The following is a 12,805-nucleotide window of genomic DNA, read 5'->3' as shown; positions in this document are numbered from 1 at the left end:
CGGTTCTCGGATGTAGCAACAATTCTGACGAGAACCGGTCGAATGCGAATCGGCATGGGTATCCATTTGGCGGTTAGTAGTCTGCACCCACATCAGCGGGGTCGAACTACCAGCAATACGTGCGGAACCGTCCAGAACAGCGGAAAGGCCGTCCGAAACGTTCGCACAACAGCGGGTTCCAACCCCGTGGCCGCGTCGAGCCAATCTCGCCAGCTCCGCACCGAGCGTGCTTCATGCGCGATCGCGACATCGTCGTGGCTTCCGTGATTAAGCAGATAGTCCCAAACGCGCCAGGCCCGCGCCTGCCATCGGCCTACTGGGGCGTCCTCAACTACCAGTACCTGCCGTCGACTCAACCGCAATGCCTCTCGGAGCAAGCCGTCGGGGTCCGCGGCATGGTGCAGAACAAAGATCAGCAGCACGGTGTCGAACGAGCCGTCGGCGAACGGAAGACGCTCGCCGTCGTAGAGGGTAAGCGGCAGATCAGTGACGTTGTGATCGACGACATCGACCGCAATCACTTCAAGCCCTTCCCGGCCGATCAGCAGCTTCGCGAGCTTACAGCTACCGGCGCCGAGGTCCAGAACGGCGTCGGTGGCCCGCAAGTGAGGGCTCAGATGCCGAGCTATCTGCCGCTCGCGCCATAGGTTCCCAGCGAGCATCCGCTCGCTCATCTCGCTCAGACGACCCACTAGTACAGGATGATGGATCAGTCGCGTGCCGTCCGGCAAGGTTGCTCATGGCGCATGACGGCTCGACCAGATCTTGCGAGTTCGGTCATCGACAGCATTGTCGACATCGCGGACAGGTCGGCTGTCTGCGCGGTGCATCGATGGAGGCATCTGGTGGTCGGGCTGGTCGCGGTTGCCGAATTCGCGGAGTTAAGCGGGTGCCGCCGGGCCACCGTGACGATACGTAACGCACCGCCGGAGCGTCGGCCTCGCCCAGCCCGGGCCCCTCGAAGCAACTGCAATTCGTCTGCGGCTGGTCGGTGAGCGGCTGGTCGGTGATGTGCACGATGCCAACCTCGAGGCGCCGGGCGAGATCGAGGGTGCGATACGTGCCGCCGGCGAGAATGGCGGCAGTGAGGCGGAACCGGGGCGTTGACGCGAGCGACCGCGACGACGCCGCGACATGTGGTGGGTGGTGGCCTTCGGCCGGACCAGCGTCCCGCCGCTGGACCGCGGCCCCTCGCCGGGGAGGCAGGCTCCAGGGAGCGGGAAGGGATCAGGGGCTGGGACCGGTGGTGCTCCCCGGCCACCTGCCCCAAGGGATACCAGACCGGTGGACGGGGCAGCAGGCCACCCCGGGGTGTGGGACCGGGCGAAAAGCGTGCCCGGTCCCACACCCCGGGAACCCCCGACCTACCACCCCGCCCACCGCCCCGGCATTGCACAGCACAGGCAGCCGGGGAGCACCACCTAGAGATCAACTTTGCGCGGCGCGCCAGCAGAAACCATCGTCTAGCTGCGGAAACATGGTTGCGAGTGAGATGTAGTGGTGTATGATTAGAAGGTAGGCGGGTGGCGATCAGGGACGGCGAACCCCCACACCCGCAGGAACCCCAACCGAAAGGCAACCCGATGCCGCTCGACACCGCGACCAAGTACCACGCCGACACCACCACGCGCCTCGCCGTCAAACTCTCCGCACCCAACGACGAGAACGGCAATCCCCGCCGGGGATGGATGATCTTCGACAGCCGGGGCGAGTACCTGGGCTTCGTTGACGAAGGGCACGCCGCACTGCGTCAGGCAGGCGCCGTCGTCGAGTTGCACACCGTCCCGACAACGGCCGCCTTCTACCGCGCCTGCAAGGCGATGCCCTACGCCATCGCGTAGCCCCACACCGCGTTTGCGACGTGGTGTGTGATTAGAAGTTCGCGCTCGGCGAACCCGCGGCGACAAGGAACCCCACCAGTCCAGAAAGGGCCCCCTCGATGTCTGCAATGCCCCGCAACACCGTTGCATGGTCGTATGTCGGCGCAATCCCGGTCGACGATGAGCCGCATCCCGGACGTCAGCAGCGGCTCGCCCGCATCATTGCCTTCTACCTCGCCGCCCTGTTCGGGTTCAAACCCGACATGATCATCGGCCGACGGACCGACCTCAACACCGACGGGGTTCCCGATCTCGTCGAAATCGAGTACAGCATCAGCGGCAGCCAGGTGATTGTGTCCAGCGTCCCGCACGCGATCGACCCGGCGATGCGCGAGTACACGCTCACCGTCGACGGCGTGCCCGTGCCCTACCTGACGACCCTGTGTCGTCCGGCAGCCCAGCTGATCGCCGAAGCCGCGTACATCACCATCCGCCAAGCCCAGCACCGCAGCGCACGGCCGCAATAGCCCGGCCGCACGGCCGACGGCGCCAATCTCGGCGCCGTCGGCCTAAAGCCGCCAGCCCTGCACATTTACCGGAGGACGCCATGGAATCAACCCGCGACACGATCCGCCTGCAGTGGCAGTACTGCCGCGGCGAGCAGGACATCAGCTCGTGGTTCACCGCCAATCTCGACGCGGACGAGGTTCGCGCCTGGGACGGCGACTTCTGCTTCGTCGCCGTGCGCCGCGACGGCCACGACCCGCAGCGGTGGCGCATCGAGAGCAGCGACGGGCGTCTACCCGACGACGCCGACGCCCACTCGTTCGCCAGCCCGGCCGACGCCGTGGACTTCCTCGCCCAGCACCACCGCGTGACGTACCAGTTCACGGACGAATCGTGACACGACCGGGTCGGGGCGCACGAGCAGCCATCGAGCCGCGCCCGCACCCGTTCGTCATCCGGCCAGCGAACCGACCCCTCCGGCAGCGAAAGGACCCTCGCGTGAGCAGCACCACCGAACGCCTGTCCCCCACCGTTGAACCGTTCAACATCCACCCGGCGCTCCTGCGCCTCGACGTGACGCCCGTCCCGCAGACCGCGCCGAGCCGCGCCGAGTGCGGATTCACCAGCTACGCCCGCACCCTCGCGCAGCAGCTGTGCGCCACCATGCACGGCCGGACGTGGCTCGCCGCGACCCGGGCACCCACCATGCCCGACCGGCGCGTTGCGAGCATCGCCGACGTCACGGTCATCGTCGACCGTCGGCGGCTCATCACCGTGCATCAGTTCACGCCGGCCGGCGACAACTTGCGCGACACCTGGACCATCTATGTCAACTGCCGGCCAATCCCGCACCGCACCTTCACCGGCGAGGTCCCGCACCAGGTCGGACCCATCACGCGCAGCCTCTGGCGGCACCTCAACAACGTCCAGACCGACCCGTGCGACACCCTCGGCTGCACCGCGCCAGCGACCCTCGCCACCTACCGCCATCTGTCGCTGTGCACAGCCTGCGTCGCGCGCTTCCGCCAGGCCGGCCGATAAGCAGCCGCGCACCGACCGCGGCCCGACAACAGTCCATCATGGACAGCCGCCGGACGTCGCCGCGGAGGCCACGGCGCGGAGCCAGCCGACACCACACCGAAGCATCGCCACCCATCCGGCTTCGTAGCGCCGAGGCTGATGGTGTATGATTAGAAGTATCGGATCGACCAGGGACCGGCGAAGCCCTTGATCCCCATAGGAACCCAATCCGATTGAAAGGACTGCAATGACCACCATCGAACTAGTCCGCGTCCTGCAGGGCCACACCGACCCGGACAGCGCCTACCTCGTCAACGACTACCCCTACGGGTACACGCTGCGCTGCCAGATCCGCTATTGGGTCGAGACCGCAGCCAAGGGCGCGAAGCGCGGCATGCAGCGCTTCGTCTCCCAGACCACCAACCCCAAGCAGCCCGCCACCGTGTGGAACAAGCCGAAGCCGGCGACCTACGACCTGCTCACCGTCATGTACCTCGACGGCGACGACCACGTGCAGCACACCGGCGTCGGCGAGCTCGGTGCGAACCCGCAGGGCGACGCATGGTTTCGGCTGCACGGCATCTACGCGCAGCTCACCGACGAGCAGCGGCACCGCTACGACGGCCTGGTGGCGCTGTCGCGTCGGTACGCGCAGCCGTGGGAGGACTTCGAGGCGAGCGTCACCGCCCTCGCCGCCCACCTCGCCGACACCGGCGCGGAACCCGAGTTCACCAAGGGGACGTGGACCGACACCAACGGCCGGCCACGTTACATCGGCGCCGAGTACGCCCCCGTGTACCTCGCCCTAGCCCGCCGGCGCAACACCGGCGCCTGACAGGCCCTGCCCGGCCGGGCTTTCACCTCGGGAGACCCGGCCGGGACGGGAGCCGCCAGCACCAGGGAGGGACGCACCGATGGCCATGACCTCCGATCCCCCGGCCGAGCACAGCGCAGCCCACGAGTTCGAGGCGGTCGCGGCATTCTTGGACGCCACCGGCCGAGCCGCCGACCTACCCGCCGCGGGCCGGTTCGCTGAACACCTGCGCCACGCCGAACCAGCCCGATACGCCGCTATACCGCCCGTCTGGCCGCCGATGCCGCCGACAATCTCGCCGCAAGGCGACAATTGCGAGACATGGTGTGTGATTAGAGCACCTCCCCAGGTGCCTCCTGCAGGCGGCCCACCGAATGCCGCGCCCCGGCACTTCCCCGGCCGCAGCGACGGCCGGCCACAGACCACGTCCTGGACCGGAGCTGGTGCGCATCAACGGCCAGCAACCCCGCAGCGAGGGCCGTCAACCCGGACTCCCAGCGCTGCCCGCGCGCGTCTTCCTGAGCCTTCGAAGGAGTCACACGATGCCCGAACGCCATGACAGCGGCCCGGCCACGCACACCGTCGCCGTTAGCGGTGCCGGCAGCATCCGCTACAGCCTGGAGCACGACTTCACCGTCGGCATGACCCGCTTCACGGTCGACAGCGCACGAGTCCGCGGTGTCTTCGTGATCGTCCCGTACCTCGGCGAAAGTCTGGTGGCCTGGCGCGGGCCGGCGCCGCTGCGACTGGACACCGGCACCGTCGCCATTATCTGCGGCGACGGGGCGCCGCACGAACAGCTGATGTACCCGCCGCACGGCACCTACGAGCACCGCCCGTACCGGCCGGCCGTCAACGGCAACCTGCTCACGGGCGTCTACCGCGTCGCGATCACCGCCGCGCGCCACGGCGCCGACGCCCCGATCACCGCGGCCGAACTGTCCGTCACCGTCTGCGCGGACGGCGTCCCAGGCACCAAACGGGTCAACCGCACGGCCGCGAACCGAGCCGTTCGCGTGATGGCCGCCCTCGTGCGCGTCTGGGCCGATCAGCCCGCCGAGGACCTCGCCCGACTCCGGCGGGTCGCCGCGCACCGCCGCGCGCTGGGGTGGCTGGACCACCTCAACGACGCTGTCGCCGACCTGCGCACGGCCCAGGCCGCCGTCTCGCACGCCCTGGACCTGCTCGTGAACGAGCACCGGACCTGCGTCGGGCTCCTGCAACAGCTGCTGCAGCCCGAACCGGGCGCCGACCAGCTCAAGCCCGGCGCCGACACCGACGCGACTGACTGACTCGCAAGACGCCCGCGGTGGGCGCCCGGACGGCGAACCGGACGCCCACCGCGTCAGGAACCCACAACCCGCGAAAGGACTCGGCCCGTGCCCACCCGTACGGCGGCCCCTGGCCGCCCGGAGAACGACACCTCCGGCCGCCGCAAGCGACGGACCGTGTTGCCACCCGAAGAACTCATCCACCCGGACCTCGACCGGTTCGGCGTCATCATCGTCAACTCCTCCGGCGGCAAGGACTCCCTCGCCACCCTCGACGTCGTCACCGCCGCCGCCCGCGGCGCTAGTGTCCTCGACCGGGTCGTCGTGCTGCACTGCGACCTTGGCGCCGTCGAATGGCCCGGGGCGGCTCAGCTCGCCGCCGCCCAAGCCGCGCACTACGGCGTGCGGTTCGAGGTGCGTCGACACCCCGTCGGCCTGCTCGACCTCATCCGCCGCCGCGGCCGCTGGCCCGCGCCCCACGCCCGCTACTGCACCTCCACCACCAAGCGGCAACCGGCCCGCGCGTTCATGACCGAGCTCGTCGCCAGCCACCAGGGCGACAACGGCGGCCGCCTCAACAGTCCGCTGTGGATCCTCAATTGCCTCGGCACGCGCGCCGAGGAGTCCACCGCCCGCGCACGCAGACCCGCGTTCGTGTTCGACGCGGCCGCGTCCAACCACACGCGCCGCAAGGTGTGGACGTGGCTGCCCGTGCACGACTGGACCGAGGCGCAGGTGTGGGACCGCATCCGGCACAGCGGTGCGCCGGCCCACCCCGCCTACCAGCTCGGCATGCGCCGCCTCTCATGCAGCCTCTGCCCGCTCGCCGCCCGCGCCGACCTCGTGCGCGCCTGCCAACTGCGGCCCGACCTCGCCGCCGCCTACCTCGACGTCGAAACCGAAACCGGGCAGCCTTTCCGGCCCGGGCTCGCGCTGCGCGACGTCTACGCCGAGGCCGCCGCCACTTCCGGCCCCGACGACCCGATCAACACCGGCATCCCGGTCGAGCGCACCCTCGCCTACGCGGGCCGGTGGTGACCATGACGATCCCCTCCGCCGCCACGCAGGCTCGGCCGCTGTTCTATCTCGGCGCGCACCAGCCGCATTGGCTCGCCGTCGCAGGGGTGCCGCTGTTCGTCTCGCACCGCCGCCTCGCGGGCCGGCGCACCCTGCCGCGCGCCGTCGCGCCGTGGGCCCTCGACTCCGGCGGGTTCACCGAGCTGTCCATGTTCGGCAGATGGCGGACCACCGCGCGGCAGTACACCGCGGCAGTGCGCCGCTACCGCGACGAGATCGGTCACCTGCAATGGGCTGCGCCGCGGGACTGGATGTGCGAGCCGCGCATCCTCGCCCGCACTGGGCTCATCGTGGCCGAGCACCAGCGGCGCACCATCGCCGACTTCCTTGACCTACGCACCCTCGCCCCGGACCTGCCGTTCATCCCGGTCCTGCAGGGCTGGTGCCGCGGCGACCACCTCGACCACGTCGCACAGTACGCGGCCGCCGGTGTCGACCTGGCCGCGTACCCGGTCGTCGGCGTCGGGTCCGTCTGCCGCCGTCAGAACACGCTCAGCGCCTTCCTGATCTTCACCGGGCTCGCCCGCGAGACCGGGCTGCGCCTGCACGGATTCGGGGTCAAGACCGCCGGACTTGCAGACTACGGACGCCATCTCGCCTCCGCCGACTCCCTCGCTTGGAGCGTCGCTGGCCGTCGCGAACCCGGCTGCACCCGCAGCCACGCCAGCGAAGCCAACTGCCTCGACTACGCCATGGACTGGCGCGACGCCCTGCTGGCCCGCCTCCATCGCGCCACCCGCGACCAGGCGGCACCGGCCGCCGCCTCCACAGCGGTGGCGGCCTGACCGCCCACCCGCTCCGTCGCACTCAGGGAGCCTGCCCTGCCGCTCGACGAGGTCACCGTCGGCGCAGCCGACAAACAGCGCCCCGGCTTCGAGGCCCTCTGGCAGGCCCACACCACCCAATGGCAGCTGGCCCTGTTCTAACCGCCGGACCGTGCCATGCGCGGCGCGCGGCGCTCCATCCGCGACCACCAGGAGCTACCCCATGGACCCGTTGCAGCTCACACTGTTCGACCTCACCGACCGTCCCGTCATCCCACGACCGCGGGCCGGCCGGACACGCACCGCCGTGCCGGCCGATCCCCTCGAGCACGCCCGCCGCATCGCCGCCGCGGTCGACACCGCCTGGTGCCACCACCACGGCAGCGGCATCGACCTGCACATCCCCGCCGGCGTCGTCGCCGCCCTTGCCCTATGTGCCGAGGCCGACCCGGACGGCCCCGACCTCGCCGACCAGATCACCGCCCTCGACCCCTCCGACCTCGCCCAGCTGCTGCGCGGCATCTGGCGGGCGTTCGTTCTGGAGCGCCCAGACCTCGGTGTCCGGCTCCCGCCCCTGGTCGAGTGGCTGCACAACGGTCTGTCCGACTGGCAGCTCGACGGCGCGCACACCGTCGCCCGGGCCGCGCTGCGCGCCGGTCAGCTGCACCTCACCGGCGAGCCGCACCGGCGCCGCGCCACCGACCTGTTCGGCGAACTGCTCCAGCTGCTGCGCGGACCGAAGACCGCGGCCAGCCGCGGCGCCTACTACACCCCCCAGCCCGTCGCCGAAGCGCTCGCCCGCATGCTCCACGTCGCCGACGCCACCCCCGGCCAGTCGATCGCCGACCCCGCCGCCGGCACCGGCATCATGCTCTGGGCCGCCGCCCACATCCTGCGCCAACACGGCAAAGACCCCGCCGACTATCACTGGTACGCCAACGACATCGACCCGCTCGCCGCCGCCTGCCTCGCCGTCAACGCCCACCTCTGGGCCCTCGGCCCCAACGTACTCATCGGCTGCGCGGACGGCCTCGACCCGGCCTGGCCGCACTACGCCGCCGTCGACCGCGCCACCGGCCTCGACATTGCCCGCACCGCCCGCGCCTTCGCCGCGCTCAACGCCCTCACCAGCCCGCCCGAGCCGCAGTGACCGTCACGCCGCCCGCCATGCCCCCCATCGGCACCGGCAGCGAGGCGCCGAGATGACCAGCACCCGCCGACGCGCCCGGCCCAGCACCACCGCGCTGACCGGACCCTGTACGATCGGAGGTCCTTTCGTCTGGCTGGTGACGTGTTCCACGCCCCCAGCGGGTGAAGGGTTCCTAGCGGATGGGCGGGCCTTCGCCGGGCCGGGACCGAAAGGCTCCGGTCGTCGCCGCAAGGCGACGCCCACCCATCCGTTCACCCAGCCGCCCCGACGACCACCGCGCCGGGCGCGGCCGGCCGCGAGAGGCACACCGATGGAGATCCGCATCATCGACGGCCGCCGCGCCACCGACCGCGCCGGCGCCGCCGAACTCGGCGACGTCTCCATCAAAACCATCAACCTCCGCGCCTCACCCAAACACCGCGACCGCTACGGCTTCCCCGCACCGCTCACCACCGAGGGCCGCCGCGAGTGGTACCCGATCGACGGCGACGACGGCCTCGAAGCCCACTTCCGCGACCGGCAACAGCAACGCGCCGAAGCCGCCGCCGCAGCCACGACCACGCCACACGGGGCACCCGACTGGCTGTACGACGGCGACCCCGACGACCGCCTCCCCGCCACCGACTTCTACCGCGCCGCCAACCTCACCCGCGGCGCCTGGAACCGTTACGTCCAAGACTCCAAACGCGACTGGGCCGCCGGCCGCGACGGCTACCTCCCCAAACCAGTCGACGAGGAACCCGCACCCGTGAAGGGCAAGATCTACATCTTCCGGCGCTGGGACGTCATCGACTTCCTCAACAACCGCTCCGGCAAAGGCGCCGGCGCCGGCCGCAAAGGCGGCGGCCGGCCGGGCATCACCGACGCCATCGCCACCGTACGCGCCAACCCCGGCATCGGCCCCGACGCCCTCGCCGACGCTCTCGACATCAACCTCGCCAGCGCGCTCTACCTGCTGCGCAAGGCCCGCGAACGCCTCGCCGCCGAAGCGCAGTAACGGCCCGCACCGCACGAGCCCAAACCAAAACCTCATGGCCCCGGTCCGCCGTGGCCAAGACCGTCGCTCCCGCGGACACCGGGCACGAGGACCGCTCGCAGAGCTCGCTCAAAAGCCGTCCTCGTACCCTGCCAGGTCCGCCGTCAGTTGCGCTGTGCCTCTCGGCTGGCACGGGCCAAGAATCCGGCAGGACGCCGCTTCGCGACGACCCACACCCTGTCGCCGGGGCCCGTGCAGCGTGCGCCCGACACCGCGGGTTGTGGTGGGTGGTGGCCTTCGGCCGGACCAGCGTCCCGCCGCTGGACCGCGGCCCCTCGCCGGGGAGGCAGGCTCCAGGGAGCGGGAAGGGATCAGGGGCTGGGACCGGTGGTGCTCCCCGGCCACCTGCCCCAAGGGATACCAGACCGGTGGACGGGGCAGCAGGCCACCCCGGGGTGTGGGACCGGGCGAAAAGCGTGCCCGGTCCCACACCCCGGGAACCCCCGACCTACCACCCCGCCCACCGCCCCGGCATTGCACAGCACAGGCAGCCGGGGAGCACCACCTAGAGATCAACTTTGCGCGGCGCGCCAGCAGAAACCATCGTCTACCTGCGGAAACGTGGTTGCAGATCAGGGATGGTGGTGTATGATTAGAAGATAGCGGGTGATGGTCAGGGACGGCGAACCCCCCACACCCGCAGGAACCCCAACCGAAAGGCAACACGCATGGCCACCAGCACCACCGCTGTCGGCATCCTTGCCGGACCGCCGCGAGCCACCCGCGACCGCGACAACGTCGCCGTGCTCGTGCTCATCGTCGACGTCCCCGCCGACCCCGAACGACCCACCGACGAGCCCATCCGCTACCAGGTCAAGGCCACCGGCCCGGCCGCCGAGCACGCCGCCCACCAACTCGACGAGGGCGACGACGTCGTCATCATCGGCACCGTCCGCCGCGAGCGCTTCCGGCGGGCCCCAGGGAACCCCACCGACACCGTCGACTGGCTGGTCGCCGACACGATCGCCAAGAACGTCGGCGTGCCGCCCAAGCCGACCACGCCCGCCCCCCGGCCGCTCACCCTGGTGCGCTCCAGCCGCCCCGTCGACCGTGACCAGCGCCCCACGCGGGTGCTCGCCAACGCCGCCTGACCCCTCCCCCACGGTCCGGGCGCCCGAGCCAGCGCCGCGCGCCCGGGCCGCCAACCAGCCACGAAAGGACTAATACGGTGACCATCACTGCCGAGCCCAGCAGCACCAACGTCGACGAGGCCACCACTGGCCAGAGCGCACCCGCCACAACCACCTCGCAACAGGACGCCGACCCGGCACCCGCCACACAGGAAGCGGCGGCCACGCCGACCATCACCGCCCGAATCGGCAACGTCAAGGTCGAGGACCTCTCGATGCACCCGGGCAACACCCGCGACGACCTTGACGAAAGCGTCCGGGCCGACAAGGAGCTCCTCCGGACCGTTAAGACCGTCGGTGTTCGCTTCGCGCTGAAGGTCAAGGAGTACCCGGACGGCAAACTCGAAGTCGTCGCGGGTCACCGCCGCCTCCGCGCGGCCCAGATCACCGGCCGCCCGCACGTGCCCTGCATCATCGTGCCCGCCGGTCCGCTCGCCAACGACTTCCTCGACATGATCTTCGAGAACGTGTATCGCAAGAACTTCACCACGACCGAGCACGCCCTCGCGCTGTTCCGCGCAAACGAGGCCGGAGCCACGCCCACGGCGATCTCGAAGATCACCGGACTCAAGCCCGACGTCGTCAAGCGCGGCATCGAGGCGGGCTCGCTGTCCACGCAAACCCGCAAGACGTTCGCCGCTTACGAATGGGACTTCGCCCAGCTGGCCGCCCTCAAGCCGCTCGACGACGACCCGGACGCCATCGCCCGCATCGCCGAGAAGGTCGCCAACGGCGGCAACTTCGAGCACGCCCTCAACACCGAACTGGTCAAGCGCGAGCAGCTCCGCAAGCACCAGGCACTGCTGCACAAGCTCGCCGCCAACGGCGTGCAGGTCATCGACCTCGCCGGACCCGGCATGGTCGCAGTCGACCGGCTCGCCGACAAGCACAGCCGCCAGCTCACCCCGGATACGCACGCCACCTGCCCCGGACACCGCGCCCTGCGCCCGCACCCCAACGACGACGCAGTGCGCTACGTCTGCGCCGATCCAAAGGCCAACGGCCACCGCCCGTACATGTCCAAGGCCGCCGCGCCAGCGTCCGGCACCACGACCGCCGACAGCACCCCGGCCGCCGACGCCAACCCGGCCAAGGCTGCCGCCGATGCCGCCGAGCAGGCGCGCATCCGCGACGCCCGGATCGCGTGGAAGGCCGCCACGAAGACCCGCATGCAATTCCTGCGCTCGTACCTCACCCGCAAGACGCTGCCGCGAGAGGCGGCCGAGTACATGGTCCGGCAGATGGTCATGTGCTCCAACCCGCTCAGCCGATGGCTCGGCAGCTCCCGCCCGAAGGTGCTCGCCGACCTGCTCGGCATGCCGGTCGGCACCGAGCTGTCCGGCATCGCCCAACGCCTCACCGCCGCCAGCGAGAAGCGGCTCATGGTCATCCAGTTCGCCGTCATCGCCGCCGCCAACGAGCGGGCGATCGACCTCGACAACGACATCTGGCGGTGGGGCCAGCCCTACGGCGAGGTCGCCCGCGCTGCCGCCGCCGCGTGGGTCGGGTTCCTCGGCACCATCGGCTACACCCTCAGCCCGATCGAGCGCGCCTTCGCCGAGCACCGCGAGTACACCGGCGATGACGCCTCCGCCGCCACCGGCGACGACACGCCCGAGCACACCGGCGAGCGGCCCGCGACCGACCCGGCCGCGACCCCCGACACCGCCAGCGCCAGCGAGCCGGAGCCGGTCAGCCAGCCGGTCGCCACCGAGACGAAGCCGGAAACCGTCGTCGCCCAAGCCGCCGGGATGCAGCCGGACGCCACCGATGCGGTCGCCCCGGTCAGCGTGCTACCGACCGCCCGCGACCGGACCACGCGCAACAGCGCACGGCGCACCGGACGACCGGCCGACGGCAAGCAGGCACCCGAGACCGCGGCGTAGGCACCACCCCTTGGCGGGGCGGCACGGTGTGCCGCCCCGCCGCGCTCGCGTCGCCACCAAGAACCGAACACCCAGCGCACACCACACGTGACGATGCCCGGTGCCGCCCGTGACGGCACCGGGCATCGGCGTACCCGCGCCCCGTCGTTGACGTGCCACCATCGACGCCAACCAACACCAAGAACCCAAGCAATGACTGAGCCAGCACCGACGCGCCGTGACCGAACCGGCCGCGCTGTCGTCCGCATCGGCTACGCCCTGGCAGCGCTGGGCGTAGTCGACGCACTTGCCGCAGCCGTCGCGCTGGTGCTGGCTGACCCCGCCCGCTGA

At 70.7% G+C, this 12,805-nt stretch carries 14 protein-coding genes; 13 read left to right on the top strand and 1 reads right to left on the bottom strand.

Annotation, left to right across the window (positions count from 1 at the left end):
- Nucleotides 1–92 precede the first annotated feature (92 nt).
- The gene (locus tag ABD901_RS34860; protein ID WP_345133508.1) at nucleotides 93–674 is read right to left on the bottom strand and encodes a class I SAM-dependent methyltransferase; all 582 of its coding nucleotides are present in this window, start codon (nucleotides 672–674) and stop codon (nucleotides 93–95) included.
- Nucleotides 675–1,523: 849 nt separating this feature from the next.
- Between ABD901_RS34860 and ABD901_RS34855 the strand changes: the two genes are divergently transcribed.
- The 13 genes from ABD901_RS34855 (at nucleotide 1,524) to ABD901_RS34795 (ending at nucleotide 12,805) form a co-directional block, all read left to right on the top strand.
- Complete coding sequence (locus tag ABD901_RS34855; RefSeq protein ID WP_345133506.1) at nucleotides 1,524–1,841, top strand: hypothetical protein; 318 nt, start codon at nucleotides 1,524–1,526, stop codon at nucleotides 1,839–1,841.
- Nucleotides 1,842–1,948: 107 nt separating this feature from the next.
- Nucleotides 1,949–2,347, top strand: a complete 399-nt coding sequence (locus ABD901_RS34850) for a hypothetical protein (RefSeq protein ID WP_345133504.1) — start codon at nucleotides 1,949–1,951, stop codon at nucleotides 2,345–2,347.
- Nucleotides 2,348–2,427: 80 nt separating this feature from the next.
- Nucleotides 2,428–2,724, top strand: a complete 297-nt coding sequence (locus ABD901_RS34845) for a hypothetical protein (protein ID WP_345133502.1) — start codon at nucleotides 2,428–2,430, stop codon at nucleotides 2,722–2,724.
- Between the two features lie 101 nt (nucleotides 2,725–2,825).
- Nucleotides 2,826–3,368 (top strand): hypothetical protein, encoded by a 543-nt coding sequence (locus tag ABD901_RS34840; RefSeq protein WP_345133501.1) that lies wholly within the window; start codon nucleotides 2,826–2,828, stop codon nucleotides 3,366–3,368.
- Between the two features lie 226 nt (nucleotides 3,369–3,594).
- Nucleotides 3,595–4,182 carry a hypothetical protein gene (locus ABD901_RS34835; protein ID WP_345133499.1) on the top strand — a complete coding sequence of 196 codons (588 nt, stop codon included), beginning with the start codon at nucleotides 3,595–3,597 and terminating at the stop codon, nucleotides 4,180–4,182.
- A 521-nt stretch (nucleotides 4,183–4,703) separates the two neighbouring features.
- A complete protein-coding gene (locus ABD901_RS34830; RefSeq protein ID WP_345133497.1) occupies nucleotides 4,704–5,453 on the top strand; it encodes a hypothetical protein in 750 nt (249 codons plus the stop codon).
- Nucleotides 5,454–5,540: 87 nt separating this feature from the next.
- Nucleotides 5,541–6,470: a phosphoadenosine phosphosulfate reductase domain-containing protein gene (locus tag ABD901_RS34825; RefSeq protein WP_345133495.1), complete on the top strand. Its 930-nt coding sequence runs from the start codon at nucleotides 5,541–5,543 to the stop codon at nucleotides 6,468–6,470.
- A gap of 2 nt (nucleotides 6,471–6,472) precedes the next feature.
- Nucleotides 6,473–7,294, top strand: coding sequence for a deazapurine DNA modification protein DpdA family protein (locus ABD901_RS34820; RefSeq protein ID WP_345133493.1), 822 nt, complete (start codon nucleotides 6,473–6,475; stop codon nucleotides 7,292–7,294).
- A 202-nt stretch (nucleotides 7,295–7,496) separates the two neighbouring features.
- Nucleotides 7,497–8,423 carry an N-6 DNA methylase gene (locus ABD901_RS34815; RefSeq protein ID WP_345133491.1) on the top strand — a complete coding sequence of 309 codons (927 nt, stop codon included), beginning with the start codon at nucleotides 7,497–7,499 and terminating at the stop codon, nucleotides 8,421–8,423.
- A 310-nt stretch (nucleotides 8,424–8,733) separates the two neighbouring features.
- Entirely contained in the window at nucleotides 8,734–9,420 is a 687-nt protein-coding gene (locus tag ABD901_RS34810; RefSeq protein WP_345133488.1) for a hypothetical protein, read from the top strand.
- A 707-nt stretch (nucleotides 9,421–10,127) separates the two neighbouring features.
- Complete coding sequence (locus ABD901_RS34805) at nucleotides 10,128–10,550, top strand: hypothetical protein (protein ID WP_345133486.1); 423 nt, start codon at nucleotides 10,128–10,130, stop codon at nucleotides 10,548–10,550.
- Nucleotides 10,551–10,627: 77 nt separating this feature from the next.
- Nucleotides 10,628–12,475, top strand: a complete 1,848-nt coding sequence (locus ABD901_RS34800; RefSeq protein WP_345133484.1) for a ParB/RepB/Spo0J family partition protein — start codon at nucleotides 10,628–10,630, stop codon at nucleotides 12,473–12,475.
- Between the two features lie 192 nt (nucleotides 12,476–12,667).
- A complete protein-coding gene (locus ABD901_RS34795; protein ID WP_345133482.1) occupies nucleotides 12,668–12,805 on the top strand; it encodes a hypothetical protein in 138 nt (45 codons plus the stop codon).

Origin of the sequence: Dactylosporangium darangshiense, from assembly GCF_039537565.1 — a bacterium.
GTDB lineage: Bacteria > Actinomycetota > Actinomycetes > Mycobacteriales > Micromonosporaceae > Dactylosporangium > Dactylosporangium darangshiense.
This window is presented reverse-complemented; position numbering and strand designations above follow the sequence as displayed.